This is a genomic window from Sphingomonas phyllosphaerae FA2, assembly GCF_000427645.1.
Taxonomy (GTDB): Bacteria; Pseudomonadota; Alphaproteobacteria; order Sphingomonadales; family Sphingomonadaceae; genus Sphingomonas; species Sphingomonas phyllosphaerae.
The window spans coordinates 2,305,750-2,331,581 of record NZ_KE386571.1; the positions used below are offsets into that span (position 1 = coordinate 2,305,750).

32 protein-coding genes are annotated in these 25,832 nt (G+C 69.1%); 17 read left to right on the top strand and 15 right to left on the bottom strand.

Annotation, left to right across the window (positions count from 1 at the left end):
- Nucleotides 1-2: 2 nt before the first annotated feature.
- The 3 genes from SPHPH_RS0111145 to SPHPH_RS0111155 form a co-directional block, all read right to left on the bottom strand.
- Nucleotides 3-197 (bottom strand): hypothetical protein, encoded by a 195-nt coding sequence (locus tag SPHPH_RS0111145; RefSeq protein ID WP_028966763.1) that lies wholly within the window; start codon nt 195-197, stop codon nt 3-5.
- Nucleotides 198-258: 61 nt separating this feature from the next.
- Complete coding sequence (locus SPHPH_RS0111150; RefSeq protein WP_028966764.1) at nt 259-504, bottom strand: hypothetical protein; 246 nt, start codon at nt 502-504, stop codon at nt 259-261.
- A gap of 43 nt (nt 505-547) precedes the next feature.
- Nucleotides 548-856: a hypothetical protein gene (locus SPHPH_RS0111155; protein WP_028966765.1), complete on the bottom strand. Its 309-nt coding sequence runs from the start codon at nt 854-856 to the stop codon at nt 548-550.
- A gap of 190 nt (nt 857-1,046) precedes the next feature.
- Here SPHPH_RS0111155 and SPHPH_RS0111160 point away from each other — a divergent pair, with 190 nt between their 5' ends.
- Both SPHPH_RS0111160 and SPHPH_RS0111165 read left to right on the top strand, forming a co-directional pair.
- Nucleotides 1,047-1,655, top strand: a complete 609-nt coding sequence (locus SPHPH_RS0111160) for a hypothetical protein (RefSeq protein WP_028966766.1) — start codon at nt 1,047-1,049, stop codon at nt 1,653-1,655.
- A 713-nt stretch (nt 1,656-2,368) separates the two neighbouring features.
- Entirely contained in the window at nt 2,369-2,662 is a 294-nt protein-coding gene (locus SPHPH_RS0111165) for a hypothetical protein (protein ID WP_156025986.1), read from the top strand.
- A 40-nt stretch (nt 2,663-2,702) separates the two neighbouring features.
- Here SPHPH_RS0111165 and SPHPH_RS0111170 read toward each other — a convergent pair whose 3' ends face one another.
- Genes SPHPH_RS0111170 through SPHPH_RS19540 form a run of 7 tightly spaced genes read right to left on the bottom strand, consistent with a single transcriptional unit; the run spans nt 2,703 to nt 7,214 of the window.
- Entirely contained in the window at nt 2,703-3,056 is a 354-nt protein-coding gene (locus SPHPH_RS0111170) for a LuxR C-terminal-related transcriptional regulator (RefSeq protein ID WP_028966768.1), read from the bottom strand.
- Nucleotides 3,053-3,844 (bottom strand): type III secretion system export apparatus subunit SctT, encoded by a 792-nt coding sequence (sctT, locus tag SPHPH_RS0111175; RefSeq protein ID WP_028966769.1) that lies wholly within the window; start codon nt 3,842-3,844, stop codon nt 3,053-3,055. The genes SPHPH_RS0111170 and sctT overlap by 4 nt, the downstream gene beginning before the upstream one ends.
- Entirely contained in the window at nt 3,841-4,110 is a 270-nt protein-coding gene (gene sctS, locus SPHPH_RS0111180; RefSeq protein WP_028966770.1) for a type III secretion system export apparatus subunit SctS, read from the bottom strand. The genes sctT and sctS overlap by 4 nt, the downstream gene beginning before the upstream one ends.
- Before the next feature lie 13 nt (nt 4,111-4,123).
- Entirely contained in the window at nt 4,124-4,798 is a 675-nt protein-coding gene (sctR, locus tag SPHPH_RS0111185) for a type III secretion system export apparatus subunit SctR (RefSeq protein WP_028966771.1), read from the bottom strand.
- A 3-nt stretch (nt 4,799-4,801) separates the two neighbouring features.
- Nucleotides 4,802-5,761 carry a FliM/FliN family flagellar motor switch protein gene (locus tag SPHPH_RS0111190; RefSeq protein WP_037488474.1) on the bottom strand — a complete coding sequence of 320 codons (960 nt, stop codon included), beginning with the start codon at nt 5,759-5,761 and terminating at the stop codon, nt 4,802-4,804.
- Nucleotides 5,758-6,075 carry a FliO/MopB family protein gene (locus SPHPH_RS0111195; protein ID WP_028966773.1) on the bottom strand — a complete coding sequence of 106 codons (318 nt, stop codon included), beginning with the start codon at nt 6,073-6,075 and terminating at the stop codon, nt 5,758-5,760. The genes SPHPH_RS0111190 and SPHPH_RS0111195 overlap by 4 nt, the downstream gene beginning before the upstream one ends.
- Nucleotides 6,075-7,214 (bottom strand): EscU/YscU/HrcU family type III secretion system export apparatus switch protein, encoded by a 1,140-nt coding sequence (locus SPHPH_RS19540; RefSeq protein WP_051272972.1) that lies wholly within the window; start codon nt 7,212-7,214, stop codon nt 6,075-6,077. Before SPHPH_RS19540 ends, SPHPH_RS0111195 begins: the two co-directional genes overlap by 1 nt.
- Nucleotides 7,215-7,672: 458 nt before the next feature.
- On the opposite strand from SPHPH_RS19540, the gene SPHPH_RS20480 reads away from it, so the two are divergent.
- The 14 genes from SPHPH_RS20480 to SPHPH_RS20490 all read left to right on the top strand — a co-directional run bounded on the left by SPHPH_RS20480 (nt 7,673) and on the right by SPHPH_RS20490 (nt 20,363).
- Nucleotides 7,673-8,386 (top strand): lytic transglycosylase domain-containing protein, encoded by a 714-nt coding sequence (locus SPHPH_RS20480; RefSeq protein ID WP_156025988.1) that lies wholly within the window; start codon nt 7,673-7,675, stop codon nt 8,384-8,386.
- Nucleotides 8,387-8,389: 3 nt separating this feature from the next.
- Nucleotides 8,390-10,378 carry a flagellar biosynthesis protein FlhA gene (locus tag SPHPH_RS0111210; protein ID WP_028966774.1) on the top strand — a complete coding sequence of 663 codons (1,989 nt, stop codon included), beginning with the start codon at nt 8,390-8,392 and terminating at the stop codon, nt 10,376-10,378.
- Between the two features lie 15 nt (nt 10,379-10,393).
- The gene (sctC, locus tag SPHPH_RS0111215) at nt 10,394-12,295 is read left to right on the top strand and encodes a type III secretion system outer membrane ring subunit SctC (protein ID WP_162143926.1); all 1,902 of its coding nucleotides are present in this window, start codon (nt 10,394-10,396) and stop codon (nt 12,293-12,295) included.
- Nucleotides 12,292-13,410 (top strand): SctD/MshK family protein, encoded by a 1,119-nt coding sequence (locus tag SPHPH_RS0111220; RefSeq protein WP_028966776.1) that lies wholly within the window; start codon nt 12,292-12,294, stop codon nt 13,408-13,410. Before sctC ends, SPHPH_RS0111220 begins: the two co-directional genes overlap by 4 nt.
- Before the next feature lie 25 nt (nt 13,411-13,435).
- Nucleotides 13,436-13,744 (top strand): hypothetical protein, encoded by a 309-nt coding sequence (locus SPHPH_RS0111225; protein ID WP_028966777.1) that lies wholly within the window; start codon nt 13,436-13,438, stop codon nt 13,742-13,744.
- A 15-nt stretch (nt 13,745-13,759) separates the two neighbouring features.
- The gene (locus SPHPH_RS0111230; RefSeq protein ID WP_037488476.1) at nt 13,760-14,158 is read left to right on the top strand and encodes a hypothetical protein; all 399 of its coding nucleotides are present in this window, start codon (nt 13,760-13,762) and stop codon (nt 14,156-14,158) included.
- A 16-nt stretch (nt 14,159-14,174) separates the two neighbouring features.
- Nucleotides 14,175-14,909 carry a type III secretion system inner membrane ring lipoprotein SctJ gene (sctJ, locus tag SPHPH_RS19550; protein WP_051273286.1) on the top strand — a complete coding sequence of 245 codons (735 nt, stop codon included), beginning with the start codon at nt 14,175-14,177 and terminating at the stop codon, nt 14,907-14,909.
- The gene (locus tag SPHPH_RS21320; RefSeq protein WP_028966779.1) at nt 14,906-15,373 is read left to right on the top strand and encodes a hypothetical protein; all 468 of its coding nucleotides are present in this window, start codon (nt 14,906-14,908) and stop codon (nt 15,371-15,373) included. The genes sctJ and SPHPH_RS21320 overlap by 4 nt, the downstream gene beginning before the upstream one ends.
- Nucleotides 15,370-15,990, top strand: a complete 621-nt coding sequence (locus tag SPHPH_RS0111245) for a FliH/SctL family protein (RefSeq protein ID WP_028966780.1) — start codon at nt 15,370-15,372, stop codon at nt 15,988-15,990. The genes SPHPH_RS21320 and SPHPH_RS0111245 overlap by 4 nt, the downstream gene beginning before the upstream one ends.
- A complete protein-coding gene (locus tag SPHPH_RS0111250) occupies nt 15,980-17,305 on the top strand; it encodes a FliI/YscN family ATPase (protein WP_028966781.1) in 1,326 nt (441 codons plus the stop codon). Before SPHPH_RS0111245 ends, SPHPH_RS0111250 begins: the two co-directional genes overlap by 11 nt.
- Nucleotides 17,302-17,763, top strand: coding sequence for a hypothetical protein (locus SPHPH_RS0111255; protein WP_028966782.1), 462 nt, complete (start codon nt 17,302-17,304; stop codon nt 17,761-17,763). The genes SPHPH_RS0111250 and SPHPH_RS0111255 overlap by 4 nt, the downstream gene beginning before the upstream one ends.
- Complete coding sequence (locus SPHPH_RS0111260) at nt 17,760-18,401, top strand: hypothetical protein (protein WP_028966783.1); 642 nt, start codon at nt 17,760-17,762, stop codon at nt 18,399-18,401. Before SPHPH_RS0111255 ends, SPHPH_RS0111260 begins: the two co-directional genes overlap by 4 nt.
- Before the next feature lie 118 nt (nt 18,402-18,519).
- The gene (locus tag SPHPH_RS20485; protein WP_051272974.1) at nt 18,520-19,440 is read left to right on the top strand and encodes a Tle-like phospholipase domain-containing protein; all 921 of its coding nucleotides are present in this window, start codon (nt 18,520-18,522) and stop codon (nt 19,438-19,440) included.
- The gene (locus SPHPH_RS20490) at nt 19,413-20,363 is read left to right on the top strand and encodes an ankyrin repeat domain-containing protein (RefSeq protein ID WP_051272975.1); all 951 of its coding nucleotides are present in this window, start codon (nt 19,413-19,415) and stop codon (nt 20,361-20,363) included. Before SPHPH_RS20485 ends, SPHPH_RS20490 begins: the two co-directional genes overlap by 28 nt.
- A gap of 172 nt (nt 20,364-20,535) precedes the next feature.
- On the opposite strand, the gene SPHPH_RS0111275 is transcribed toward SPHPH_RS20490, so the two are convergent.
- A complete protein-coding gene (locus SPHPH_RS0111275) occupies nt 20,536-20,910 on the bottom strand; it encodes a hypothetical protein (protein ID WP_028966784.1) in 375 nt (124 codons plus the stop codon).
- Between the two features lie 63 nt (nt 20,911-20,973).
- Between SPHPH_RS0111275 and SPHPH_RS0111280 the strand changes: the two genes are divergently transcribed.
- On the top strand, nt 20,974-21,717 hold the full coding sequence (locus SPHPH_RS0111280) for a dienelactone hydrolase family protein (protein WP_028966785.1): 744 nt from the start codon (nt 20,974-20,976) through the stop codon (nt 21,715-21,717).
- 104 nt (nt 21,718-21,821) lie between these two features.
- Here SPHPH_RS0111280 and kduD read toward each other — a convergent pair whose 3' ends face one another.
- From kduD to SPHPH_RS0111300, 4 genes are read right to left on the bottom strand one after another with little or no spacing between them, the layout of a single operon-like run.
- The gene (gene kduD / locus SPHPH_RS0111285) at nt 21,822-22,577 is read right to left on the bottom strand and encodes a 2-dehydro-3-deoxy-D-gluconate 5-dehydrogenase KduD (protein WP_028966786.1); all 756 of its coding nucleotides are present in this window, start codon (nt 22,575-22,577) and stop codon (nt 21,822-21,824) included.
- Nucleotides 22,574-23,410, bottom strand: coding sequence for a 5-dehydro-4-deoxy-D-glucuronate isomerase (gene kduI, locus SPHPH_RS0111290; RefSeq protein WP_028966787.1), 837 nt, complete (start codon nt 23,408-23,410; stop codon nt 22,574-22,576). Before kduI ends, kduD begins: the two co-directional genes overlap by 4 nt.
- Before the next feature lie 15 nt (nt 23,411-23,425).
- Nucleotides 23,426-24,538: a glycoside hydrolase family 88/105 protein gene (locus SPHPH_RS0111295; RefSeq protein WP_028966788.1), complete on the bottom strand. Its 1,113-nt coding sequence runs from the start codon at nt 24,536-24,538 to the stop codon at nt 23,426-23,428.
- Entirely contained in the window at nt 24,535-25,821 is a 1,287-nt protein-coding gene (locus SPHPH_RS0111300) for an MFS transporter (protein WP_028966789.1), read from the bottom strand. The genes SPHPH_RS0111295 and SPHPH_RS0111300 overlap by 4 nt, the downstream gene beginning before the upstream one ends.
- Nucleotides 25,822-25,832 lie beyond the last annotated feature (11 nt).

Consider the following 25,832-nt stretch of genomic DNA (forward strand, 5'->3'; position numbering starts at 1 on the left):
GATCAGCGGAGCGGGGCCGCGCCATGATCGGCGTCGGCGACATGAGACGCCGGCTCTGGCGCGGCGAAACGATCGAGCGGACCCGGCTCGGCCAGCAACCGCTCCAAAGGCGTCTGCCGCTCGGCCGGGGCGGCCATCGGATCGGTCGAGGGCGCACCCCGCACGGGGGCGGCGCCGATGCTGGCGACAGGGTTCATCTCACGCTCCTTACCGACCCTAGATGGCGTATCCCGGTCGTCCGCGCCATCATCGTTACGATTAGGTGCGATCCACCGGCTGCTCGTCGGCAAACCGGTCGAGCGGCCCGGGTGTCGACAGCAAGCGATCGAGCGCGGTCTGCGGCAGCGCCGGCTTCGCAGCGTCCGCGCGACGATCGATGATCTGGTTCTGCATCGCGGCATTCGCATCCTGCACGATCCGCTCCGCCGCCTTGCGATCGCCGCAGCCCAGCCCGACGACAGGCAGATGCACCGTCGCCCCGGTCGCACGATTGATCCCGTCCATCTCCGACCTCCTCGTCATCCTGCCTCGCCGCCGGACGATCGCGTCAGTACCCGCCCTTCCGGCACAGCGCCAAAAGACGCGGCAGCTTCGGATCGTCCTCGCCCGCCGCCATCCGGTCGCGCGCTTTCTCGCAAATCTGCCGACTGCGCGCCGGCGAGCCCTTCGCCTTGCCAGCGCGAGCGTGCGCCTGCGCCGCGCTCGCCGCCTGCACCGCCATCGGCGCGCTGACCGCCGCCGGGTCCATTGCCCCACCGGACCAATCCTGCGCGGTCAGCGGCGTGGCAACCGCCAACCCGCCGAAAAGCGTCACCCACCGCCAGTCCGATAGGCCGCCGCGCTGTCGGTTCGTCACACACGCCTCCGTCATCATCGCACCTCCCCGCGGTACGCGCCCGCCGGGTGCACCGGCATCATCGTTTCGATTAGGCGATCGCCCCTCGCCTAATCGAAACGCTGATACCGGCTCCAGCCGCGACGCCGCATAAACGGTTCATCGAACGGCAACCGGCGTCATGGCAGACGCCGCAATTGGGAGAAAGCAGATGGTTTTCGGTATCGGCAACTTCAGCCCGGTCTCGCTCCTCGCCACCGCGGCGCTCGGCCCGGCCGGCGGCCTGGCGGCGTCGCTCACGTCGCAGCTTTACGCGAGCATCGGACAGGAAATCATCGGCCGCCTCGGCGCGCAGCTCGGCTTGCCGCAGGCGTCGATCTCGCTAGCGCAGAACGCGTTCGCGGCGGGTTCGGGGAACTTTCCGAGCCAGGTCGGCGGCGTGCGCGACGCGATCCAGGAACTCGGTAGCTTCACCAACGCTTCTCCAAGTGAGATCGGCGAGCAGCAGCGTACGACCGAAAACTTCATCAGCGACATCGTACGTCAGAGCCGCGAACAGGCCGAGGAGTCGCAGGGCGGCGGGGTACGCGGTGCGAAGGGCCAGGGCTGGTTGATGGCCATGGCGAAGGCTCTCGGTGCCCAACTCGACAAGCTGGGTGCCGAAATGGAGGACATGGCTGGACGAATCACCAAAGATACGCCGAGCCTCTCCGCCGAATTCAGCGTCGTCTCGCAGCAGTTTAATATGTTGATGAGTGCTACGACCAACGCCATCAAGACAGTCGGCGAAGCGATGGGCAACGCCGCTCGTAAGAACTAACAATCCAACTGCGTGACCAGGCTCGCCTGGTCACGCATCGTTTTTGACGCTTTACGAAAAGCGATGTATAGACTTAGTAGCGCAATTGAGGATGCTACAATGAAGATGGCCCTGACGTTTGCTCTGGTGGCGATGCTCGGCACTCCGGCGGTGGCACAGGTCGACCCGGCAACCGTCGGACTAAGCCAGGTGCTCCGTGCACAAAACGAGGGCTATGCTGATCGCGCACGTGGGCGCACAGCTATTGCGCGCCCATCGCCGGCGCGGGTAAAGTATCTTTGTACGCAGCGCCTACCTAGCTTTCGCGCGCAGTACGGCGCGAATAACGCCGACGTAGTTGAATTGGCTGGTCTGTGTCGCAGGGCGGGCTATTAAGCTGCGCTCGTGCCGATCATCAGGCTCGGGAGGCGGAAGGAAAACGCAATGAAAGCCCGGCGGCCAGCTCTTATCCTCGCATTTTGTCTGAATCCTCTGCTGTCCCTGTCTCCCGCGACAGCGCAGATGGATACAACAACCCAAGCTCAGGGCATGGTCCTGATGGGGCAGAGTCAGGGTTACATTGATCGTGCGCGAGCGCGCGCAGACAGGTCGCGCGCGACCGTATCGGAAATGGCTACCATCTGCACGAAGGGGCTACCGAAGTATCGCCAACAATATGGCGCAAGTCATCCCCAGCTTCGCTTGGTCGAGCAGCGTTGCCGCCGGGCAGGCTATTGAGCCGCGCCATGCGCTACCGTCGTATCGCTCGCACCACGGTCTTGCCGTTCGTGCTCGTTGCCGTGCCCGCAACCGCGCAGATCGACACGGGTGCGATCGTTCAAGGGCAACTCTCACGGTCGATGATGGACGGCCACGCCGAGCGTGATCGGGGCACGCGTGCAAAGAAAGGCAACGCCCGCGCCGCGACCATCTGCACCGATTATCTTCCAGTATATCGCCAGCAATATGGCGACGATCATCCCAAGATGCAGAAGATGAAGGCCATGTGCCGCCGTTTGGGGTATTGATTTACCGCCGAGCGACCGCCTGCGCTCCGCCGTGGCAAGGTCAATCGGTCGGGTAGAACAGCAACCCCGCCAGCACCGCCAGCTCGCGCATCCCGTCCAGCTCCAGCTTGCGCGCGACATTGGCCAGATGCACGCGCACCGTATTCTCCGACATCAGCATCAGCGTCGCGATGTCGCGATTGGCACGCCCCCAGCCCAAGAACCGCACGCAGGTCAGCTCGGTCGGCGTCAATTTCAGCAGCGCATCGCGGTGCCGGGCGGGCACGCGCGCCGCCTCGACGATATGCTCGCCCAGCGTCACCGGCGCCGGCGCGCCCGGCTGCGCATCGGCGCGGCGCAGCAATTCGGCGATCGCGGCGATCCGCTCGTCCTCTGTCACGGTCGCGGTGGTCACGGCGCGCTCCCCTGCGCCGCGAACGCGCGGAGCAGCGCGCGCAGCGCCTCCGGCCGGGTTGCGACGTCATGGACGATCGCCGCGACATAGCTGCCGAGCAGCAGCAGGATCAGCGCGGTCGACGCGAACGCCTTCAGCGACATCGAAAGGGTGAAGACGTTCAATTGCTGCGCGAAGCGGTTGATGAGCCCCAGGCACAGGTCGATCAGGAACAAGGCGCTCAGCACCGGCGCGGCGAACAGGGTGGCGAGCACCATCAGCCGTCCGAACTCGCCCTCGAACAGCACCAGAGTCGCGGCGTCCAGCCGCGGCATCGGTGCGGCGATCGGCCAGATCGCATAGCTTTGCACCACCACCTGCACGACCATGCTCAGCCCGCCCGCGAACAGGAACACGACGCTCGCCAGCCGCCCGAGGAACGCGCCGTTGAGCGACGTCTGGTTCCCCGACAGCGGATCGACCACCTGCCCCAGCGTCGCACCGACCTTGGCGTCGATAATCTCGCCCGCGCCTTGCAACGCCCACAGCACCGATCCGAAGAAGAAGCCGATCGTCAGCCCGACCAGCACCTCCTTGGCGATCAGCCCGACCCATTGCTGCGGCGCGAGCGTCGAGACGAGCAGCGGCGGCTGGATCATCAGCGAAATCACGCCCATCGCGACGAAGATCGAGTTGCGCACCATCGCCGGCACCGTCTCGGTCGAGAACATCGGCAGCAGCAGGAACGTCGCCGCGACCCGCGCGGTCGCGACGCCCAGCAGCAGGACCTGATCGGCCCAGCCGGTCATCGGACGATCAGCGCCGGGAATTGCGTGAACACCCGGTCGCCGAACCGGTACAGCGACCCGCCGAGCAGCGACGCGGTGACGAACAGCGTCAGCACGATCGCGAAGAACTTGATCGTATATTGCAGCGTCTGTTCCTGGATTTGCGTCGCGGCCTGCACCACCGCGACCAGTAGCCCCGCCACCGCCGCGACGACGATCGGCGGCGCCGACAGGATCAGCACCAGCCACAAGGCGTCATAGGTAAGCTGGACGAAATCGGCATTCATGCGCCCGCCTCCTCTATGCGTAGGATAGCACGAGCCCGTGCGCCAGTTTCACCCAGCCGTCGACCAGCACGAACAGCAACAGCTTGAACGGCAGCGAGATCGTCGTCGGCGACAGCATCATCATCCCCATCGCGAGCAGGATGTTCGAGATGACGAGATCGATGACGAGGAACGGCAGAAAGATCAGGAAGCCGATCTGGAACGCCGCGCTCAGTTCGCGCACCACGAACGACGGGATGACGACCACGAAGTCGCGGTCGGTCATCGTCCTCGCGCGCTGCGGATCGCCGACCCGCTCGGCGGTGCGCAGGAAGAACCGCCGCTCGCGCTCATCGGAATGTTTCAGTAGGAAATCGCGCAACGGCTCCTTGGCGGCGGTCGCGGCATTGACCATCGTCGTGGTCGATCCCATCACGCTGCCGGTCTGCGCCTGCATCACCTGATCGGCGACGATCGCATCCTGCATCCGCTGCCCGACCGGATACATGACGTACAGCGTCAGCACGAGCGCCAGCCCGTTGAGCACGATATTGGGCGGCACCTGTTGCAGTCCCAGCGCATTGCGCAACAGGCTGAGCGTCACGACGATCTTGGTGAAGGACGTCACCATCACTGCGAAGAACGGCGCGATCGCCAGCGCGACGACGACGACCAGCGCGGAGCCGGGCGTGAAGGTGGACAGGTCCATGCCTCAGCGATCCCCGGTCCGCGCGGTGACGATCACGCCGAACCCGTCGCCGATCGCGACCAGCTCGCCGGTGCCGATCGTCGCGCCGCCGCTCAGTATTCGAACCGGCAACGTCTCGCCGGTGGCGGGCAGCGGCAGCACGCTCCCCGCGCCCAGCGTCGCGAGATCGCCGGCGGGCATGGTGCCGCCGTCGAGCGCGAAGGTCAGGCGGACCGGTATGTCGCCGGGCACCCCGGTCGGTGCGGCGTCGGGCTCGGTCGTCGGGTCGATCGGAGCCGTGGCATCTTCCTGCACGATAATCCTTCCCTGTCTGGGGTCGAGGTGCGCGGCGCGGGTCAGCGCGCCACAGCGCAATTGGGTCTGCAACGGCGCGATGCCGAGCAGCAGCAGATCGCCGCGCGCCAGCGTCGCCGCGCGCGCCGCGGCGAGCGCCGAGCCGGTGATCGTCGCAAGCCACGCCACCGGCACCGCCGCCAGCGCGGCGGGGTCGAGCGGCGGCGCGGTCAGCGGATCGGGCGCGAGCGGAAGGCCGGCCGGCACCGCCACCAGTAGCCGGATCGTCGTCGTATCATCGCTCAGCGCGTCGAGATGCAGCACAAACCCGTCGCCCGCCGCCGCATCGGCCACGCCGACCGGCTGGAGCGCACCGCCGATCACCGTCTCCAGCGCGGCGACCAGCGGCTCGATCGGATCGAGCAAGGCGGCCGCCGACACCGCGTCCTGCAAAATCGTCGGCGACACCGCCGCGCCGTCGACGATCAGCGGCGCGACCGCCACCTCGCCATCCGGTGCGGCAAACCGCAACCAGCCCGGTGCGCCGTTCCGCTCGTCATCGGTCGCCGCACGCGCCTCGGTCCGCCACGCGCCGACGCGGCGGCGATTGAGCGATCCCACCAGCCGCAGCTGCGTCTCCGCATGATCGGGCGCGATCCGCCGCAGCCGCGCCGCCAGCGCGCCGCTCACGGCGTCACCGTGGCGTCGTCCGCCAGCGGCGCGGCGTCGCTGCCCCAATTGCGCAACAGGCTGACCGATCCCGCCGACACGCCGATCAGCATCAGCTCGCCCTGCGCCTCGACCAGCAACAGCCGCTCGCGCTGCCCGATCGGCAGCGCGCGGACGAACCGCAGCTGCCGGTCGGCATCGCCGCCGCGCTCGAACCCGCGATCCTGCCAGCGCTTGAGCGTGCGCAGCGTCACGAACGCCAGCCCCAGCACGATCGCCAGCGCGATCACCATCCCCAGCAATCCGGTCAGCGCGGTCCCGATCGTCGAATCCATCACTCCACTCCCTCAAGATCGACCGGCTCGGCGACAACACCGTCGTCGCGTGCCTTTTGCGCCCACAGCACGATCTGCGCGATCGCATCGAACATGTCGCGCGGGATCACCGCATCCACTTGACCATCCTCGTAAAGTCCGCGCGCGACGGGAACATGACGGACGATCGGCACCCCGGCCTCGACCGCAGCGGCGCGCATCGCCTGCGCCAGCGGCCCCTCGCCCTTGGCAGTCATCACCGGCACCGGACAGCGCTCCGCGTCATAGTCGAGCGCGATCGCGATATGCGTCGGATTGACGACCAGCACGCTCGCGCCGCGCGCCGCGCCGATCGCATTCTGGTTCGCCCATTCCTCGTGCAGCTGCCGGCGGTTCGACTTGATGAGGGGGTTGCCCTCATTCTCCTTCGATTCCTCGCGGATGTCGCGCAGGCTCATCCGCAGCTTCTTGATGTAACGATGCCGCTGCCACGCCATGTCGAGCACCGCGACGAACAGGAACACCCCGAACGTCCACATCAGCGCGTCACGCACCACCCGGCCCGACGACATCAGCGCCGCCCCCGCCGCCGCGCGCCCGTCGGTCGCGCCCGAGGCCAGCCACGCCGGTCCCGCCCCGCCGAAGATCGCCGGCATCGCGCCCTTGAACACCAGCCACATCACCGCGACGATCAGCGTCGCCTTGGCCAGCGTCTTCAGCAGCTCGCCCAGGTTGTCGATGCTGAACATCTTCTTGATGCCCTCGATCGGGTTCAACTTGTCGAGCCCGGGCTTGACCTTGTCGAGCGTGAAGACACCCCCCGCCTGCAGGAATTCGGAGAGAAATCCTGCGATCGCCGGCGGGATCAGCGCCGCGGCGGTGATGAACAGCAACGCACCGGCCGCGCTCCAGCCCAGATCGGCCGCGACCGGCGCGAACGGCCGCCCCGCCGCGACCGCGACGAACGTGTCCTCGAAAAGCCCGACCAGCCGCGTACCCGCCACGCTGACGCCGAGCAGGAACACCATAGCCCAGACGAACAACGTCACCGTTGCGGTTACGTCTTTCGATTTGGCGACGTCGCCCTTCTTCCGGGCATCGGCCAGCCGCTTGGGGGTAGGCTTTTCGGTCTTGTCGCCGCCGTTATTCTGTTCCGCCACGCACCGCTCCGCTCACGACGGCGTTGCCCACCCGCACACGGGGAGCCACGCGTCGGCCTTTGCCGGCAACGTCGGTTTGTTCGCCGCAGGACCCATTCCACGTGTCGAACCGATGGCGCTTATTAACCCATGATGCGGATGAGTCGCAAATGATGGCAGGATTACGGCAGCTTCGGGCAGCAAACGATTAAACCCAAGCAATTCAGCGGATTATTGCGTCATCGGAACTATGTAATCGGTTCCAACATGGTTAATTTTCATGGACTAACCGTGCCGAACAAGCGTTCAGCCGTGCGTTTTTGTAAGAAATGTCCGGTTACGATCCAGCCGCGCGGCAGCTACTTATAAAGCCGCAACGACGGTGCCGCAGGACCCCCACGGACGTCGACCTTTCACGAACAGCACGCCGGCGATGTCGGTGCTGCGCCAGACGGAGAGGCCGATTGATGGCGATGCGAATGCAAATGTCGACGGGCGCGATGCTGGCTTTTCTGCTGGCGGCGCCCCAGCCGGCCTCGGCCGCTTCCTGTGGAGGCATGGCGCTCGATCCCCGCTTCCGCGAGGCGATGGCGCTGTGCGGCGATACGCGTGGCGCAGACGCGCCGGCCGCTGCCCTTTCCAACCCGACGCAGCCGACGGTCGAAAAGCCGTTGACGGCTTCGGAGCCGACGACGGCGCGCGCGGTATCGATCGCGATGCCCGGCACCCGCCGCGTCGCATCGACCCGCGCGACCCGCGCGACCCGCGGGAACGCGCGACGGCCCACCGCTGCCCCCACCCCGCTCGTCGCCGCGATCAGCCGCAAATACCGGATCAACCCGCACCTGTTCGCCTCGATGATGCGGCAGGAATCGGGCGGCCGGATGGATGCGGTGTCCGGCAAGGGCGCGCTCGGGCTGATGCAGGTGATGCCCGCGACCGCGCGCAGCGTCGGCGTGGCCGATCCCAAGGCGATGCTCACCAACCCGGTGCTCGCGATGTCGGCGGGTGCGGTCTATCTGAAGCAATTGCAGGCCAAGTTCGGCAACGACGTGCCGCTGGTGCTCGCCGCCTATAATGCCGGGCCGGGCGCGGTGATGAAGGCCGGCCGCCGCATCCCGAAATATCGCGAGACGCAAGGCTATGTCGGCGCGATCATGCAGCGCTGGCAGCGCACGCGACAGGGGCGCTGAGCGATGAGCGTCGAACGCTACTTCCAGTCCGCCGGGCTGGCGCCGCGGCTGTCGCTGTCCGCGCGCTTTTCCGATCTCGGGCTGGTCGCGGTGCTGGTCGCGATCGTCGCGCTGCTGTTCCTGCCGCTGCCGATCGTCATCGTCGACATGCTGGTGGCGATCAACATCACGGTCGGGGTCATGCTGCTGCTGACCACGCTCTACATCCGCGGCCCGCTCGATTTCTCCTCCTTCCCGTCGGTGCTGCTGGTCAGCACGCTGTTCCGGCTCGCGCTGTCGATCACCACGACGCGGCTGATCCTCAGCGAAGGGCATGGCGGCCACATCATTCAGACCTTCGGGCAGTTGATGGCAGCGGGCAACGTCGTGGTCGGGCTGGTGATGTTCCTCATCATCACCGTCGTGCAGTTCATCGTCATCGCCAAGGGCGCCGAGCGCGTCGCCGAGGTCGCGGCGCGCTTCAGCCTCGATTCGATGCCCGGCAAGCAATTGTCGATCGACAGCGACCTGCGCTCGGGGCTGATCGACAAGGACGAGGCGCGCCGCCGCCGCCGCGTATTGGAGCTTGAGAGCAAGCTGCACGGCAGCCTCGACGGCGCGATGAAGTTCGTGAAGGGCGATGCGATCGCCTCGATCGTGATCGTCGTCGTCAATCTGATCGGCGGGCTGGCGATCGGCGTCATGCAACAGGGCATGGAAGTGGGCGCCGCCACCCACAAATATTCGATCCTGACGATCGGCGAAGGGCTGGTCGCGCAGATCCCGGCGCTGCTCGGCGCGATGGCCGCCGGCCTGATGGTCACGCGCTCGATCGACGAGGAGCAGGACGCCAATCTCGGCCATGCGATCCAGCGCCAGCTGACCGCGCAGCCGCGCGTGCTGCTGGTGGTCGGCGCGATCGCGCTCGCCTTCGCGATGATCCCCGGCTTTCCCACCGGCACGTTCGTGCTGCTCGGGCTGGTGCTGATGCTGGCGGGCGCGTCGCTCCACCCGCGTCTACGCCCGCACGTCCTGCGTCACGCCGGTCCGCTCCGCCGCGTCGTGGCGCGCGGGCGCGAGGCCCCGCGCCCGCTGACGCTCGCCGCCGAGCCCGCCGCCCCACGCCCGGTGCTGCCGCTGCTGCTGCAACTCAGCGGCCCGCGCCCGCCTGCCGAGGAGGAAGCCGCGCTCGCCGCTTCGCTGCGCGCGATGCTCGAACAATTGCAGCACCGCTCGGGCGTGCCGCTCCCGCGCGTCGCGATCCATTTCGTCGCGCCAGACGGCCCACGCGCGTGGCAATTGCTCGCCTATGAGCTGCCGGTCGGCGAAGGCGCGTGGACCGGCGCCGACGACGCGATCGCGGGCATCGCCGCGCTGATGCGCCGTCACCTGCCGCGCTTCCTCGGGGTGCAGGAAGCGGTGACGCTGCTCAACCGCGTCGGCGAGGACTATCCGGAGGTCGTCAAGGAAGCGGTCCGCGCGCTGCCCGCGCCGCGCATCGCCGACGTGCTCCGCCGCCTCGCTGCCGAGGAAGTGTCGCTGCGCAACATGCGCGACGTGCTCGAGGCGCTGACCGAGGCCGCCGCGCAGGAGCGCGACGTGCCGCGGATCGCCGACCTCACCCGCGTCTCGATCAAGCGCTACCTGCTCGAACGCGCGCAACGCGACGGGCAGGTCCATGCGTTGGTCATCGCGCCCGAATTGGAAACCGCAGTACGCGACGCCGTGCGGCTGGTCGACGGCGAGGAACGCGTCGCGCTCCCGCCCGAGGTCGCGCGCCGGGTGGTCGAGACGATCGTCGCCGCGGTCGAACAAACGCAGGCGAGCGTGATCGTCACCGCCTTCGAGGTGCGTCGCACGTTGCGTCACCTGCTCGAACCCGAGCTGTTCGACGTGCCGGTGATGGCGTTCAACGAACTGACTTCAAACGCTTCTATCACGATCGTCGGCCAGATCGGCCTGCCGCCGGGCGTCCTGCCCGCGCAGCCCGCGCTCGTCGGCTCGGAAGGATAATCAAGGGACATGTGGATGGGTGTGAAACGATCCGGTGTGACGGCAATGGCGATGGCACTGGCGGCAACCACGGCGCTCCCCGCCGGGGCCGCGGCGCAGTCGCGCGGCGGGACCGCGACGGTGTCGATCACCGCGCGCGATCAACCGGTCGCGGCGTTCCTGCGCGACCTGTTCGGGCGGATCGGTCGCCCGGTCATCACCAGCCCCAACCTGACCGGCACCGTCAACGGCGTCTTCTCGGGCCCGGTCGACCGGATCTACCGCGACATCTCGCGCGCCTTCAATCTCGTCAGCTATGACGACGGCGCCGCGCTCTACGTCTACACCACCAACGAGCTGGGGGTGCAGACCATCCAGACCGCCGACGGCGCGCGCATCCTCGCCCGCGTCCGCGCGCTGCGGTTGCTCAACGACCGCAACACGCTGCGCGCCGCCGCCGATGGGACGTTGGTCGCCAGCGGCACGCCGCGCTTCATCGAACAGGTGACTGCGCTCGCCCGCACCGGCGCGGCCGCCACCGCCGCGACCACGCCGGGCGCGCGTCCGCTGCCCGGCTATGGCGGCGCGCTGCCCGCCAACGCGCCGGTCCAGCCGCTCGAATTCCGCGTCTTCTACCTCCGCTACGCACAGGCGCAGGACACGACCGTCTATTCCGGCCAGCAACAACTCACCGTCCCCGGGCTCGCGACGATCCTCCAGAATCTGGTGCTCGACCAGCGCCCCGGCGGTAGCGCCGCGCCCAATGCGCCGCAGTTCGGCGCGCGGCTCGTCCGGCAGAGCCAGCCGCGACTCAAGGGCTTCGGCTTCGACGCGGTCCAGCCCAACGGTCAGCAAACGCCGCGGCTCGGCCTGCCGCTCGGCGGCGCCTATCCGCAGGGCGACAGCGACGTGCTCGGCGGGCCGGTGACCGGCGGTGGTGGCGGCGATCTCGTCGCGCCGCTGACACAGGACGTCGTCCGCATCGAGCCCAGCCCGCAGCTCAACGCGGTGATCGTCCGCGACGTGCCCGAGCGGATGGCCTCCTACGATTCGCTGATCCGCGCGCTCGACGTCGAGCCGCAGGTGGTCGAGGTCGATGCGACGATCATCGACATCGACACCACCAAGCTGCGCAACCTCGGCATCAACTGGCGGTTCGGCTCGGGCGGGTTCGGCGCGCTGTTCGGCAGCGGTGACAGCGACAGCGACGGGCGGCTCAACCGCACCGGCGGCGACCGGCGCGGCAACGTCGACAACATCACGCCGTCCGCACAGGGCGGCGTGATCTCGGCGATCATCGGCAACAGCCGCGAGTTCATCGGCCGCCTCCAGGCGCTGGAGCGCAAGAACGTCGCGCGCGTCGTGGCGCGGCCACAGGTGATGACGCTGTCGAATGTCGAGGCGCTGTTCGACCGCACCCGCACCTTCTACGTCCGCGTCGCCGGGCGGCAGGAGGTCGATTTGTTCAACGTCACCGCCGGCACGATCATGCGCGTGACCCCCAACGTCTTCCGCGACCACGACCAGACCCGCATTCGCGTCCGCGTCGCGATCGAGGACGGCGCGATCACCTCGGATCGCGTCGACGGGCTGCCGGTCGTCGACCGCGCCAGCGTCACCAACCAGACGATGGTGCAGGACGGCCAGAGCCTGTTGCTCGGCGGGATGACCGTCGATCAGGACAGCGACGTCGAGTACAAGATCCCGCTGCTCGGCGACATTCCGATCCTCGGCAATCTGTTCAAGTCGCGCTCGCGCTCGCGCGGGCGGATCGAGCGGCTGTTCCTGATCTCGCCGCGCGTCGTCGATGTCGGTACCAACGCCAGCACCGCGACGATGTCCGTCCCCGCCCAGCCGGTGCGGCCCGCCGCTTCCGCGCCGCTGGTACCGGGCACGCGCGCCGCGACGCCGCCGACTGCGAGTACGAGCCGACCATGACCGACACCGCCGTCCTGCGCGTCCTGACCGGGCGCCTGTCGGGCACCGAGAAGCGCCTGCCCCCGCGCGGCCGCGTCTCGATCGGGCACGAATTCTGGCAGGACGTGGTGATCCGCGATCCCGCCACAAAAGGCGTCGCGGTCGAGCTGGAGCGCGATGGCGAGGCGGCGCAGCTGACCGTGCTCAGCGGCAGCGCGACGCTGCTCGGCTCGCCGGTCGAGGCGGGCGGCACCGCGCTGCTCCCGCCCTATGTCCCGTTCGCGATCGGCGGCGTCGCGCTTGCCTGGGGCGAACCCGACAGCGCACGCTGGGCCGAGGCGGGGCAGCTCGCCGACACCCAGCCCGCGCCGCCCGAACTGCCCGAGCCGGTCGCCGACCGCGCGCTCGCCGCGCTGGGCGATGCGCGCACGCAGCTCGGCCGGATCGGCGGCAACCGCCGCGTCGTCACGATCGCCGGGATCGCGCTGGCGATGCTGCTGCTCGTGCTGGTGATGCCGACCGCGGTCGCCGGGCTCGGGCTGTTCGGCACCAACGAAAGCCGCGCCGAACGCGCGCTGGCGCAGGCCGGGCTGACGCAATTGCGCGTCGCCGCGCGCCCGGACGGCGACGGCGTGCTGGTCGAGGGATTCGTCGCCAGCCCCGCCGCGCGCGACAAGGCCGAACAGGCGCTCGCCGCGCACGACATCCCCGCCGAGCTGCGCATCCGCACCACCGCCGATCTCGCCGCCGCCTCCGCGGATGTCGCGCGCTTGCAGAACATCCGCGCCGCCGCGCGCCCGCTGGGCCTGCGCGTCGTCGAGTTGCGCACCGTGCCCGTCACCGAGGCGCAGCGCACGCGGCTGATCGCGGCGATCCGCAGCGACGTGCCCGGCATCCGCCAGCTGCGCGTCCGCGGCGACCTGCCGCCCGACGAAGAGGTCGCGGTGCGCAGCGTGTCGGATGCGACCAAGAAGGTCTCGACCGTCGTCGCGGGCGACCCGTCGTACATCCAGACCGTCGACGGGGCGCGCTATTTCAGCGGCGCGCTGCTGCCCAGCGGGCACCGGCTGGTCGCGATCCAGGGTAACATGGTCGTTCTCGACAAGGCCGGCCGGCAGACCCGCGTAACTTTCTGATAATGAACCAAGAAGGAGCAAGGTGATGAGCGATATGACCGTGACGACCGGCCTCACCACGATGGCCACCGCCCCGCTGAACAACCAGCGCCCGCACGGCACCTCGGGCAGCTGGTTCGAGGCATTGTCCGACGCATGGGGCGCGACGCTCGACCGGCAAGCCGGCAAGCTCGACTCGCTGTCGCAGCAGCTCGGCGCGGGCGGACAGGACAACCCCTCGCAGATCACCGAGCTGACCGCCGAGGCGATGCGCATGTCGTTCCTGTCGAACAGCTCGTCCAGCTCGCTCGACAGCGTCGGCAAGGCGCTGGAGACGATGGCGCGCAAGGGCTAAGACGGGAGAACCGCAATGACGATCGATCCGATCGCGGCGGGCGGCATGGGCGTGTCGGTCGACACGCCCGGCGTCAGCCAGATGGGGCCGGGCGCGAGCCTGGCCGATATGACCGGCTTTCAGGGGGCGCTCGGCGCCGCGGGCGTGCAACCGGCGATGTCGGTCGGCAGCCCCGACGCGCTCGCCCCGGCGATGAAGGCGATGCTGGGGCAGATCGAGAAGGTGAATGGCGAGGCGAAGTCGGTCGGCGAGATCGCGCGCGCCGCACAGGCCGGCGGCGCGGACATGACGCCGGGCGAGGTCGTCAACCTGACGATGAAATGCCACGAATTCATGTTCCACTGCCAATTGTCGTCGTCGATCGCGAACCGCACGTCGGACGGCATCCAGCAGCTGTTCCGCCAGCAATCGTGACCCGGGGATCATGACGATGCGCGCCCCCCCGCTCGCCGCGATCGGCGCCTTGCTGCTGCTTGCGGCGTGCGGGCGCGCCGAGCTGTATGGCAAACTGACCGAGCCGCAGGCCAATGAGATGGTCGCGGTGCTGCAAAGCGCCGGGATCACCGCCGACAAGGAAGAGGCCGGCGAGAACCAGTGGAAGATCTCGACCGCCAAAGGCGATTTCCCGCGCGCGATCGAGCTGCTCCACGCACAGGGCTATCCGCGCGAGGAGTTTCAGTCGCTCGGTACGCTCTTCCCCAAGAAGGGCGTGCTGTCCTCGCCCACCGAAGAGCGCGCGCGGCTGACCTATGGGCTCCAGCAGGAACTCCAGCAGACGATCTCGGAGATCGACGGCGTGGTCGCCGCCCGCGTCCATCTGGCCTTGCCGGAGGCACAGCCGCTCGCGGAGACGCCCCCGCCCGCCTCGGCGTCGGTGTTCGTCAAATACCGCCCCGGCACCGCGATCGACCAGCAGATCGGCAAGATCAAAGCGCTGGTCGTCAATGCGGTTGAGGGGCTCAAATACGAGCGCGTGACGGTCGAAACCTTCCCCGCCGAACCGATGCGGCTGGTCGCGCCGCAACCGGCGGCCAGCGGCGTGTCCGCGACGGTGATCGGCGGCATCGTCGCGCTGCTCCTGCTCGTCGCGGCGCTGCTCGGCTATCCGGCGTTCCGACGCTGGAACCAGCGACGGCGCGCGATCGTCCCGCAGGCGCGACCATGAGTGCCGCCGAGCGCGCCGCGCTCGCCGCGCTCGGCCGTGACCTCGGCGGGGTCGCCGCCCCGCGCAAGCGCGCGCTTACCGACCCCAATGCCCCCGCGGTCCGCTGGGAGGAACTCGCGCTCGTTCCCGACTGGCTGCGTCAGGACGAGGGCGCGCGCGACACGCTGGCGCGCCGCGTCGCCGCGCTGGCGCTTGCCGACGAACTCGCGCGCTCGATCGACGGCGCGTGGCTCGGCACGCTCGCCAAAGTGGCGGGCAGCGCCGCGATCGACCATGCCATCGCGCACGCCGACACTGGCTTACCGCAATGCGCTTGGGTCGAGGCCGGCGCGCTCGCCCCGCTCGGCCATGCGATCCTGCGCCGCGCGCTGCCGCTCGGGTTACGCAGCATCCTGCCCCCCGCGCCCGATTTCCCGCTGGCGCTCACCGCGTCCGAGGCGCGGCAATTGGTGGCCGCGGCATGAGCTTCACGATCCTCGCCGCCGATCGCTTCGCGACCTTGCTCGCCGACGATCCGCTGGTCCGCGCCGCCGACATCGCGCCGCTGCGCGACGCGCTCGCGTTGCTCGCCCACGCCCGTGACCTGCACGACACCCGCGCCGCCGCAATCGACGCCGCCACCGCGCAGGGCCATGCCGAGGGGCACGCCGCCGGCTATCGCGACGGCCGCGCCGCCGGCGAGGTAGCCGGCGCGGCGCTGCTCGCCGAGATCGCCGCGCGCGATCAGGCGCGCGACGCCGGCCGCGCGCAGGAGATCGCCCGGCTCGCGCTCGAGGTCGTCCGCCGCATCGCGGGCGAGATCGGCCCCGCCGACACCGTCGCCGCGCTCGCTGCGCGCGCCGCCGAAACGGTCGCCGCCCCCGCCGAAACATTGGTCCGCGTCGCGCCGCAGGCGGTCGCGGCGACCGAGGCGCGACTTGCGCACGGCGCGGGCCTGCGCGTCGTCGCCGACACCAGTCTTGACGCGACCGAGTGCGTGATCGAAACCCCGCTCGGCCGCGCGCGCGCCGGTCTCGACGTGCAACTCGCGCAGCTTGCCGCGGCGTGGGGGTTACAGGACGGGGCCGGCGATGCTGCGTGACGATGCCGCGCTGGTCGACCGGCTGATCGCCGGGCTTGACGGCGCGCGGACGCTCGACCGCCGCGGCCGGATCGTCGAGATCCTCGGCACCACGCTCAAGGTGACCGGGATCGCCGCGCGGATCGGCGAGACGTGCGAGGTCGTCGAGCCCGGCACCGGGCATGTCGTCCCCGTCGAGGTCGTCGGGATCGCCGGCAACGCCACCGTGCTCACCCCGCTCGGCGACGTCCGCGGGCTGTCGGTCGATGCCGAGGTGATCGTGCGCACCGGCGACGACCGGGTCGCTTACGGCGACGCCTTGCTCGGCCGCGTGCTCGACGCGCGCGGCACCCCGATCGATGACCACGGCCCGCTGCCCGCCGGTATGCCGCGCCGCGCGCTCCACGCCCCCGCCCCCAATCCGATGCGCCGCCGGCTGATCGACGCGGTGCTGCCCACCGGCGTGCGCGCGATCGACACCCTGCTCACGCTTGGGCGCGGGCAGCGCATGGGCGTGTTCGCCGCGGCGGGCGGCGGCAAGTCGACGCTGCTCGGCTCGATCGCGCGCTTCGCCGCCGCCGACGTCATCGTCATCGCGCTGATCGGCGAGCGCGGGCGCGAGGTCCGCGAGTTCATCGAGGATGCGCTCGGCCCCGAAGGGCTGGCGCGCGCGGTGATCGTCTGCGCCACCTCCGATCGCGCCGCGATGGAGCGCGTCCGCGCCGCCTATCAGGCGACCGCGATTGCCGAGGGCTTTCGCGCGCAGGGCCGCGACGTGCTGCTGCTGATGGATTCGGTCACCCGCTTCGCGCGCGCGCTGCGCGAGATCGGGCTCGCGGCCGGCGAGCCGGCGGTGCGCCGCGGCTTCCCGCCGTCGGTCTTCGCCGAGCTGCCGCGGCTGTTCGAGCGCGCCGGCACCGACGAGACCGGTTCGATCACCGCGATCTACACCGTGCTGCTCGAGGATGAGGATGAGGGCGATCCGGTCGGCGAGGAAGTGCGCTCAATTCTCGACGGCCATATCCTGCTGTCGCGCAAGCTCGGCGCAGCGGGCCACTATCCCGCGATCGACATCCTCGGCAGCCTGTCGCGGCTGTTCCCGCGCCTCGCCACACCCGACCACCGTGCCGCCGCGACGCGCGTCCGCGCGTTGCTCGCCAAACATGCCGAGATCGAGTTTCTGGTACAGGTCGGCGAGTACAAGCCCGGCGCCGACGCGCTCGCCGATCAGGCGATCGCCGCGCGGCCGGAGATCGACGCGTTGCTCCGCCAGCCCCCCGACCGCGCCGAGCCGCTCGACACCGGCCTGTTCCGCTTGCGGGCGATCGGCGGATGAGCCGCGCGGCTGACGAGCGCCGGCAGGCGACGCAGTTGCTGCGGCTGCGGCAGGTCCGCCTGCAGGCTGCCGCGCGCGCACTGGCCGAGGCGCGCGCGCACGCCGACGCCGCGCAGGAGGCTGCGCACCGCGCCGCCGACGCCGCCGCCACCGCCGCGCAGACGCAGGCCGAGGCGCACGCTGCGCTTGCCGCCGATCCGGCCGAGGCCGAACGGCGGCTGGCGGTGCTCAACGCGGCGCTGTTTCGCCGTTCGGTCGCCGAACAGGCCCACAGCGACGCCGAAGTGGCCCGCACCACCGCCGAGGCGCAGGAAAGTGCGCACCGACGCGCCGCGATCATCGCCCGTGCGCGTCACGACCTGCTCGCCGAGCGCACCGCAACGCTCCGCCGACGTGCCCATCTGCGCACCGACGAGCGCCAGCAACGCGACCGCGAGGATACCAGGAGGTTCAAATGACCAGCGTTTCCGCGACCCGCAGCACCCCGACGCGCGCCGCCGAGCCGCAACAGCGCCCCGATCAGCAACCGCGCAGCGACGATGTGCGCGCCATGAGCGACGCTTTCGCCCGTGCACGCGCCAAGATGCAGCCGGAAGGTACCGCGCCGCGCCCCGCTCCCGCCAAAACCGGCACCGGCAAGGACGCACCACGTCAAAACGCCGGCACCATGACCGGCGAAACCCGCGAACGCGCCGCCGCTCTGCCCACCGATGACCGCTACGCCATCCACCGCGAGGAGGAACGCGACACCGGCGGCCAGTCGGGCGGTCAATCCTTCGCCGGGCAGCTCGCCGCCCCCGTCATCGGCGTCCCCACGATGCCCGCCCCCCACGTCGACCCCAGCGCCTTCGCGCAGATGCTCGCCGATCTTTGGACGCGCGAGAACGGCAAGGGCGCACGCGAGGTCTCGGTGCGCTTCGGGCGCGACGCCTGGCCGGCGACCGGCGCGCGACTGGTCCGCAACGCCACAGGAACGCTCGACATTTCACTGGAGGTCGCGAGTGGCTCGCCCGATTACGCCGATCGTCTCCCCGGCCTCGCGCGTCATTTGACCGATGCCGGCATCGGTGTCGGCGCGCTCGCGTTGGCGAGCTGACCACCCCCGTCACCCCGGACTGGAGCCGGGGTCCCGCTTCTTCTGCGACTAAGCGTTTCGATTAGAGCCACTTGCGCCCGATCACCCTATCCTCGTCCCCACGATCAGGGAGGTGAGGATGCAGATCGGCCAGACCAACGCGCTAAGTCCCGCATTACGCGCGACAACGCCGCTCCCGCTCGCGCGCACGACGCTCGGCACGATCGCCCCGCTCGCGGGCAGCGCGGCCCGGATGCTCGCCAGCCCCGCCGCGCCCGCGTCGCAGAATCCCGCCGAGCTGCGCGCCCACGCCTTGCTCGCGCAGGACGTCTACAACGACACCGCCGCGCCACCCGCCGGCTACCGCGTTGCCAGCGAAGCGGAATTGCGCGACCTCAACCTCGATCCCTCCGTCCTGCAAGCCGGCGATTTCCGCGCGCGCGTCTATGCCGAGGGCAGCGGCGACGATACGCGCTACGTCATCGCGATGCGTGGCACCCGCTTCGAAAGCCTCGCCGACTGGACGACCAACGCGCAGCAGGCGTTCGGTGCCGAGTCCGCGCATTATCGCTCCGCGCTGCTGATCGGCGAGCGCATCGGGCGTTCCGAGCTGGCGGATCAGGTGTCGTTCACCGGCCACTCGCTCGGCGGTGGGCTCGCCTCGGCCGCGGCGATCGCCGGCGGGCGGCCCGCCGATACCTTCAACGCGTCGGGTCTTCACGACGCGACGATCGCGCAGGCCGATACGATCCGCGCCACCAACGGCACGACCACACAGGCGTCGGTGCAGGCGTGGTATGTCGACGGCGAGATCCTGTCCGGCATCCAGGACGGCGGCGATCGCGTGATAGGCGGCGTGCTGGGCGGCGTCCTGACCGGAGGTCCGGGCGGCGCGGCGGCGGGCGCGGTGCTGTTGGACCTGCCCGAAGCCTATGGTACGCGGCATGAGATGGAGGCCGTCGCGCCGGAGGGGTTGAATTGGTTCGAACGCAATCTCAGCCCGATGCTGCCGATCGACCGGCACAGCATGGATTGGGTATTGTCGAGCCTGCCGCGCTGACGCGCTGGCTGACCCTTGCCGCGGCGCTGGCCATCGTGGTGCCGGCGACGGCCTGTTCGCGCCCCGCCCCCGCGGCGGCGCAGGGATGCAAGGGACGCGGCGCGACGATGAAGTTCGACGAACGACTGATCCTCAAGGCGGTCACCAACGGCCAGTCGGGGCGCGACATCGCCGCCGCGATCTTCGCGGGTGATGTCGCGAAGGTCCGCGCGTTGGTGCAGACCGATCCCGCCGTGCTCACCACCCACGTCCCGCCCGCGCGCTACCCCGACTTCCGGCCGGATGGTCAGGCCGGCGACCTGCTGTCCTTCGCGGTCGCGCGCTGCGACCCGGCGATGCGCGATGCGTTGCTCCAGCTCGGCGCGAAGCCCGATGGCGCGATCCCCGGCCTGCCGCTCGACACCGCGATCGACGTGCACGATCTGGACGCGATGCGCGCCCTGCTTGCCGCCGGTGCCAGCCCCGATCCGCAGGGCGAGGATGCGGTCTGGCCGCTACGCACCGCCGCGCGCGTCGCCGATCCCGCCGCGGCGAAGCTGCTGATCGCGCACAAGGCGAAGCTCGACCGCACCGACTCTACCGGCAGCAGCCCGTTGCAGGACGCGGTCGATATGGATTCGATGCAGGTCGCCGAAGTGCTGATCGAAGCGGGCGCGAACCCGTGGGCGGTCGGCGCGGGCGGCGCGCTGCCCGCCTATGGCATCGCGCAACCGCTGAAACTCTCGTCCCCCGATGAGGAAGCCGCACGGCAGCGGCTCGAGGCGAAACTGCGCGCAAGCGGCGCCCCCTGGCCCCCGCCCGCCCCCGCCGACGTGAAGGCGGCGATCCGCGAACAGCGCTGGCCCCCCGCCGCGCTCGCCAAGGTCGGTGCGACACCGCCGCCGCCGGTGGTGGTCGCGACGCTGACCAAGACGACGCGCTAGGAGTGATCGACGTTCGAAACCTGCATGCGGCGGCGATTTGAGCGGAGCACTCCCTTCAACGTCACCCCGAACTTGATCCGGGGTCCCGCTTGTACCCGCCATAAGGAAGAAGCGGGATCCCGGATCAAGTCCGGGATGACGGAATGAGGCAAGTGACCGGTGCAGACGCACCCTAATCCGCGAACAACCACGCCCGCGCTTCCTCGACATTCTCGAACAATGCGCAGCGTTCGTCGGCGATCCGCTTCGTCTGCATACGGTGCAGCGCCCCCGAAAAGACCAGTGCGATCCGCTTGGACGGCGAGTCCGGGCGCACCATCTTCGCGAACTCGGCGGCGACGGTCTGCGGCACGACGTTCTTGCGCTTCATGTCAATCAACGTGCGCAAGTGACCGTGGCGTGTCCCTTCGGCCACCATCCGCCGCAGCGTCGCCCCGACTTCGGCGGCGAAGCGCGCGGTGATCTCCGCATCCCAGTCGCCGGTCAGCGTCAGCTTCAGGAATTCTCCCGTCGCGTCCGCTTCGATATGGAAAGTGGGTGGTGCCATCCCGCCACGGTTACACGATAGTACTTTCATAATAGTTTCTACAACCAAGAGGATAATTGTCCCATGATCCTGCGCAGCGATGAAACCGTCGATGTCGATGTGCCGGGAACCGGGGCAATGCGGATGCACCTGTTCCGTCCCGTGGCGGACGGACGCTATCCAGGCGTGCTGCTCTATTCGGAAATCTATCAGGTCACCGCGCCGATCCGGCGGCTGGCGGCGATGCTGGCGGGCAACGGCTATGTCGTCGCCGTCCCTGAAGTCTATCACGAATATGAGCCCGCGGGCACAATACTCTCCTATGACGCGGCCGGTACGGAGCGCGGCAATGCGCTGAAGTTCACCAAGCCCGTCGCAGCCTTCGATGCCGACGCTATCGCCGCGATCGGCGCGCTGATGGCGCATCCGGCCTGCACGGGCAGGCTGGCGACGTTCGGCGTGTGCCTGGGCGGGCATCTCGCCTGCCGCGCTGCGCTCGACCCGCGCGTGGCGGCGGCGGCATGCTTCTACCCGACCGACATCCACTCGGGCACGCTCGGCGAAGGCCGCAGCGACGACACGCTCGCACGATTGGCGGAGCTGAAAGCCGAACTGTTGCTGGTGTGGGGACGACAGGACCCACACGTCCCGCTCGACGGCCGCGCCACGATCCGCGCGCGGCTGGAGGCGGTCGGCGCATCATACGAATGGCACGAATGGAACGCGCAGCACGCCTTCCTCCGCGACGAAGGCCCGCGCTACGACCCCGCACTGTTCCTGCAGGCGATGCAGCAGACGCTCGCCTTCTTCCGCCGCACGATCGGCTGAGCGCCTCGTCATTGCGAGCGGAGCGAAGCAATCCAGGGCCGGACCAGGACGCCCTGGATTGCCGCGCTACGCTCGCAATGACGAAGGGGTTGCGCGGCTTGTCGCTACCGCGCCAGCCACCCGCCATCGACCGCCAGCACATGCCCCTGCACATAGGCCGCCGCATCGGAGGCGAGGAAGACGGCCGCCCCGCCCAGATCCCCCGGCGCGCCCCAGCGCCCCGCCGGTATCCGCTCCAGAATCGCACGGTTGCGTTCCACATCAGCCTGCAACGCCGCGGTATTGCTGGTCGCGATATAACCCGGCGCGATCGCATTCACCGTCACGCCGTGCTTCGCCCATTCGTTGGCGAGCAGCTTGGTCAGCCCGCCCACCCCGCTTTTCGCCGCGGTATAGCTCGGCACGCGGATGCCGCCCTGAAAGGTCAGCATTGACGCGATGTTGATGATCCGCCCGCCTCCGGCCGCGATCATGTGCCGCCCCGCCGCTTGGCTGAGGAAGAACACCGACTTGAGATTGGTGTCGATCACCGCATCCCAGTCTTCCTCGGTGAAGTCGACCGCGTCGGCGCGGCGAATGATCCCGGCATTGTTGACGAGAATGTCGAGCCGCCCGAACGCCTCCAGCGTCTCCGCAACCACACGCCCAAGGGGCTCGATCGTGGAGAGATCGGCGTGGATCACCGCCACACGCCGTCCCAGATCGCGGATCATCACCGCCGTCTCCTCGGCCGCGGTACGCCCGACGCACGCGACATCTGCCCCCGCCCGCGCCAGCGCAACCGCGATCGCCTGTCCGATCCCGGTATTCGCACCGGTGACGATCGCGACGCGCCCGCTCAGGTCAAACGGATGGTTCAGCGCAACTGGCATATGTCGCAAACGTCCATGTCGTTATAATCCTGGTTTTCGCCCGCCATCGCCCAGATGAAGGTATAGTTGCTGGTCCCCGCGCCCATGTGCACCGACCACGGCGGACTGATGACCACCTCTTCATTATCGACGACGATATGCCGCAGGTCGTCGGGGCGACCCATGTAATGGAAGACGCGATTGTCATCCTCCAGATCGAAATAGAGATAGATCTCGCTGCGCCGCTCATGAACGTGCGGCGGCATCGTGTTCCACACCGATCCGGGCTTCAACTGCGTCAGCCCCAGGCACAGCGACGCACTGGCGCACAGATGCGGCAGCACCAACTGATAGATGGTGCGGTCGTTCGACGTCTCCAGACTGCCACGCTGCATCGGATTGGCGTCGGCCAGCGTCACCTTGCGCAGCGGGAACGGCGCGTGCGCCGGCACGCTGAGCAGATAGAAGCGCGCCCCCTCGCCCGCAAACGTCACCGCCGACGATCCCATCGGCACGTACAGCGCCTCGTAGCGCGCCACCTCGAATACCTGCCCATCGACCGAGACGCTGCCGGTGCCGCGCCCGATATTCACCACCCCCAGCTCGCGCCGTTCGAGCAATGGATGCCCCGCCGCGCTTTCCGGTTCGCTGTGCGTCGGCAGCGCCAGCGTCGCCGCACCGGGCACCGCCCCGCCGATGATGAAGCGCTCGCCATGCGAATAGGTCAGCACGATCTCGCCATCGCGAAACAGCCCGCCGACCAGATAGCGGTCGCGCAGCGCCTGATTGGAGGCGCCCTCCATCATATCGGGATGGGTGGCGTAATAGGTCTTGGCGTACACGGTCGTTGCTCCTGTTCAACGGGCGCGGTCGAGCTGCGCGACCTGCGTCGCTGCCAGCAAGAACGCGCCCACGCCGTAATATTGCGTCTCCTGCGCGGCGACCTTGTCGGGCCGGTCGCTGACCTGCTGCACCCAGCCGAGCCGCCCGTCGGGCTGGATCGACCGCTCCAGCGCCGCCCAGCCCCGCTTTGCTATCGGGGAATAATCGGCGCGCGGCAGGATGCCGGCGTTGACGCCCCACGCCATGCCATAGGTGAAGAACGCGGTACCGCTCGATTCCGGCGGCGCGTCCTCGGGGGCGAGCAGCGATGGCGCCCAATAGCCATCGGGCTTCTGCAACGTTTTCAGCTTTGCCGCCATATTGCGGAACAGCCCTTCCATCCGCACGCGGTCGGGGCTGGTCTTCGGCAACAACGGGATGATCCGCGCCATCCCCGCGAACACCCAGCCATTGCCGCGTGCCCAGAATTGCTTGCGGCGCTGCGCATCGCGGCGCTCGAAGAAACGGCTGTCGCGATAGTAGAGCTGTTCGACCGGATCGAGCAGGAAGTCGGTCGTCGCCCAGAATTCCTTCATCGCGAAGTCGCGATACTTCGGATTGCCGGTTTGGCGGCTGAGTTCGACCAGAGCGGGCGGGGCCATGAACAAGGCGTCGCACCAGCACCAGCGCGTCAGGCACTCGGTCGCGCCATAGCCCTCGGGCGGCACCGCGAAGGCGAGCGTCGTCACCGCCGGCTTGTCGACAACGCGGTCGAACGTCGTCTTCGCGCTCGCCAGCGCCTGCGGCGGACCGCCATGCGCGGCGGCCCACAGATAGCTTTGCACGATCGCATGATCGTCCGCGAAATAGGGCTTCTCGCCCGGCCGCCAGCCGTTCGCGCGCCCCATCGCCATGATGGCATCCTTGATCCGCGGCGGCGCGCCGGCATCGGCGAGCGCGGTCATCCCGACCCAGAACACCGCCGGTTCCCACGCGCGCATGTCGCCGCTGCGCGGGTTCACGTCCATGTGCGACAGCTGCCAGTCGGCCAGCTTCACCGCCTGCGCGATCGGCCCCTGTTGCTGTGCCGCCGCGGGCGCGGCGACCGCCATGATGCTGGCGGCAAGGGCAAGGTGTCGAAGGATCATGCGGCACTCTCCATGGACGCGAAACGGGCCGGGGCCAGCCGGGGGCTGATGACGTGCAGCGACAGCAATGCCAGCAGATAGGCACCCCCCGCCACCGCGAAGATCGGCGCATAGCTGCCCGAGATGCCAAGCACATGACCGACGAACTTGGCGATCAGCATCCCGCCGATCGCGCCCGCCGTCCCGCCGATTCCCACCACCGATCCGACCGCCGCGCGCGGGAACAGGTCGGACGGCAAGGTCAGCAGATTGGCGGAAAACGCCTGATGCGCGGCGGTCGCCAGCCCGATCAGCGCGACCGCGATCCACAGGCTGTCGACGTACTGGACGGTCACGATCGGCAGCACCGCGATCGCGCAGCCCAGCATCGTCGCCTTGCGCGCCGCATTCGCCGACCAGCCGCGCCGGAGCAATCGCGACGAGGTCCAGCCGCCCAGCACGCTCCCCGCATCCGACAGCAGATAGATCGCCACCAGCGGCGGCCCGAATGACTTGAGATCCAGCCCGTAGCGCTTGCCGAGGAAATCGGGCAGCCAAAACAGGAACATCCACCAGATCGGATCGGTCAGGAACTTCGGCACCGCATAGGCCCAGGTCTCGCGATACGCGAACAGCCGCAGCCACGGCACGCGCTGCACCGCCGGCGCGGGATCGCTGCGGATGAGCGCCAGTTCGCTGGCCGTGACGCGTGGGTGCTCCTCGGGCCGGCGATAGATCGCGACCCAAGCGATCAACCACAGCACGCTGAACGCACCGGTCGCGATGAACGCCATCCGCCAGCCATAGGCGATCGTGATCGCGGGCACGAGCAACGGCGTCGCGATCGCCCCGACATTCGCCCCGGCATTGAACAGCCCGACCGCGAACGCGCGTTCGCGCTGCGGAAACCATTCGGTCACCGCCTTCAGCCCGGAGGGGAAATTGCCCGCCTCGCCCAGCCCGAGCGCAAACCGTGCCGCGCCGAATTGCGCGACGCTGCTCACCAGCCCGTGCGCGACATGCGCCAGCGTCCAGAAGGAAAAGGCCAGCGCATAGCCGAGCCGCGCCCCGAACCGGTCGATCAACCGCCCCATCATCAGGAAGCCGACGGCATAGGCGGCCTGAAACCAGAAGACGATGTCGGCATATTGCGCTTCGCTCCACCCCAGATCCTTCTGGAGCACCGGCTTGAGCACGCCGATCATCTGCCGATCGATATAGTTGATCGCGGTCGCCGCGAACAACAACGCGCAAATCGTCCAGCGATAGCGCCCGGTCGGCGGCGCGGCGGCAATGTCCGGCATGTCGAGCGCTC

Excerpts from the sequence above, each read along its gene's own strand:
- SPHPH_RS0111260 (WP_028966783.1), top strand. The coding sequence starts at position 17,760 with ATGACCAGCGTTTCCGCGACCCGCAGCACCCCGACGCGCGCCGCCGAG.
- SPHPH_RS0111255 (WP_028966782.1), top strand. The coding sequence starts at position 17,302 with ATGAGCCGCGCGGCTGACGAGCGCCGGCAGGCGACGCAGTTGCTGCGG.
- SPHPH_RS21320 (WP_028966779.1), top strand. The coding sequence starts at position 14,906 with ATGAGTGCCGCCGAGCGCGCCGCGCTCGCCGCGCTCGGCCGTGACCTC.
- SPHPH_RS0111225 (WP_028966777.1), top strand. The coding sequence starts at position 13,436 with ATGAGCGATATGACCGTGACGACCGGCCTCACCACGATGGCCACCGCC.
- sctJ (WP_051273286.1), top strand. The coding sequence starts at position 14,175 with ATGCGCGCCCCCCCGCTCGCCGCGATCGGCGCCTTGCTGCTGCTTGCG.
- SPHPH_RS0111230 (WP_037488476.1), top strand. The coding sequence starts at position 13,760 with ATGACGATCGATCCGATCGCGGCGGGCGGCATGGGCGTGTCGGTCGAC.
- sctT (WP_028966769.1), bottom strand. The coding sequence starts at position 3,844 with ATGACCGGCTGGGCCGATCAGGTCCTGCTGCTGGGCGTCGCGACCGCG.
- sctS (WP_028966770.1), bottom strand. The coding sequence starts at position 4,110 with ATGAATGCCGATTTCGTCCAGCTTACCTATGACGCCTTGTGGCTGGTG.
- sctC (WP_162143926.1), top strand. The coding sequence starts at position 10,394 with ATGGGTGTGAAACGATCCGGTGTGACGGCAATGGCGATGGCACTGGCG.
- SPHPH_RS0111210 (WP_028966774.1), top strand. The coding sequence starts at position 8,390 with ATGAGCGTCGAACGCTACTTCCAGTCCGCCGGGCTGGCGCCGCGGCTG.
- SPHPH_RS0111245 (WP_028966780.1), top strand. The coding sequence starts at position 15,370 with ATGAGCTTCACGATCCTCGCCGCCGATCGCTTCGCGACCTTGCTCGCC.
- sctR (WP_028966771.1), bottom strand. The coding sequence starts at position 4,798 with ATGGACCTGTCCACCTTCACGCCCGGCTCCGCGCTGGTCGTCGTCGTC.
- SPHPH_RS0111160 (WP_028966766.1), top strand. The coding sequence starts at position 1,047 with ATGGTTTTCGGTATCGGCAACTTCAGCCCGGTCTCGCTCCTCGCCACC.
- SPHPH_RS0111300 (WP_028966789.1), bottom strand. The coding sequence starts at position 25,821 with ATGCCGGACATTGCCGCCGCGCCGCCGACCGGGCGCTATCGCTGGACG.
- SPHPH_RS0111280 (WP_028966785.1), top strand. The coding sequence starts at position 20,974 with ATGATCCTGCGCAGCGATGAAACCGTCGATGTCGATGTGCCGGGAACC.
- SPHPH_RS0111195 (WP_028966773.1), bottom strand. The coding sequence starts at position 6,075 with ATGGATTCGACGATCGGGACCGCGCTGACCGGATTGCTGGGGATGGTG.
- SPHPH_RS20485 (WP_051272974.1), top strand. The coding sequence starts at position 18,520 with ATGCAGATCGGCCAGACCAACGCGCTAAGTCCCGCATTACGCGCGACA.
- SPHPH_RS0111295 (WP_028966788.1), bottom strand. The coding sequence starts at position 24,538 with ATGATCCTTCGACACCTTGCCCTTGCCGCCAGCATCATGGCGGTCGCC.
- SPHPH_RS0111145 (WP_028966763.1), bottom strand. The coding sequence starts at position 197 with ATGAACCCTGTCGCCAGCATCGGCGCCGCCCCCGTGCGGGGTGCGCCC.
- SPHPH_RS0111275 (WP_028966784.1), bottom strand. The coding sequence starts at position 20,910 with ATGGCACCACCCACTTTCCATATCGAAGCGGACGCGACGGGAGAATTC.
- SPHPH_RS0111220 (WP_028966776.1), top strand. The coding sequence starts at position 12,292 with ATGACCGACACCGCCGTCCTGCGCGTCCTGACCGGGCGCCTGTCGGGC.
- SPHPH_RS0111250 (WP_028966781.1), top strand. The coding sequence starts at position 15,980 with ATGCTGCGTGACGATGCCGCGCTGGTCGACCGGCTGATCGCCGGGCTT.
- SPHPH_RS20480 (WP_156025988.1), top strand. The coding sequence starts at position 7,673 with ATGCAAATGTCGACGGGCGCGATGCTGGCTTTTCTGCTGGCGGCGCCC.
- SPHPH_RS0111150 (WP_028966764.1), bottom strand. The coding sequence starts at position 504 with ATGGACGGGATCAATCGTGCGACCGGGGCGACGGTGCATCTGCCTGTC.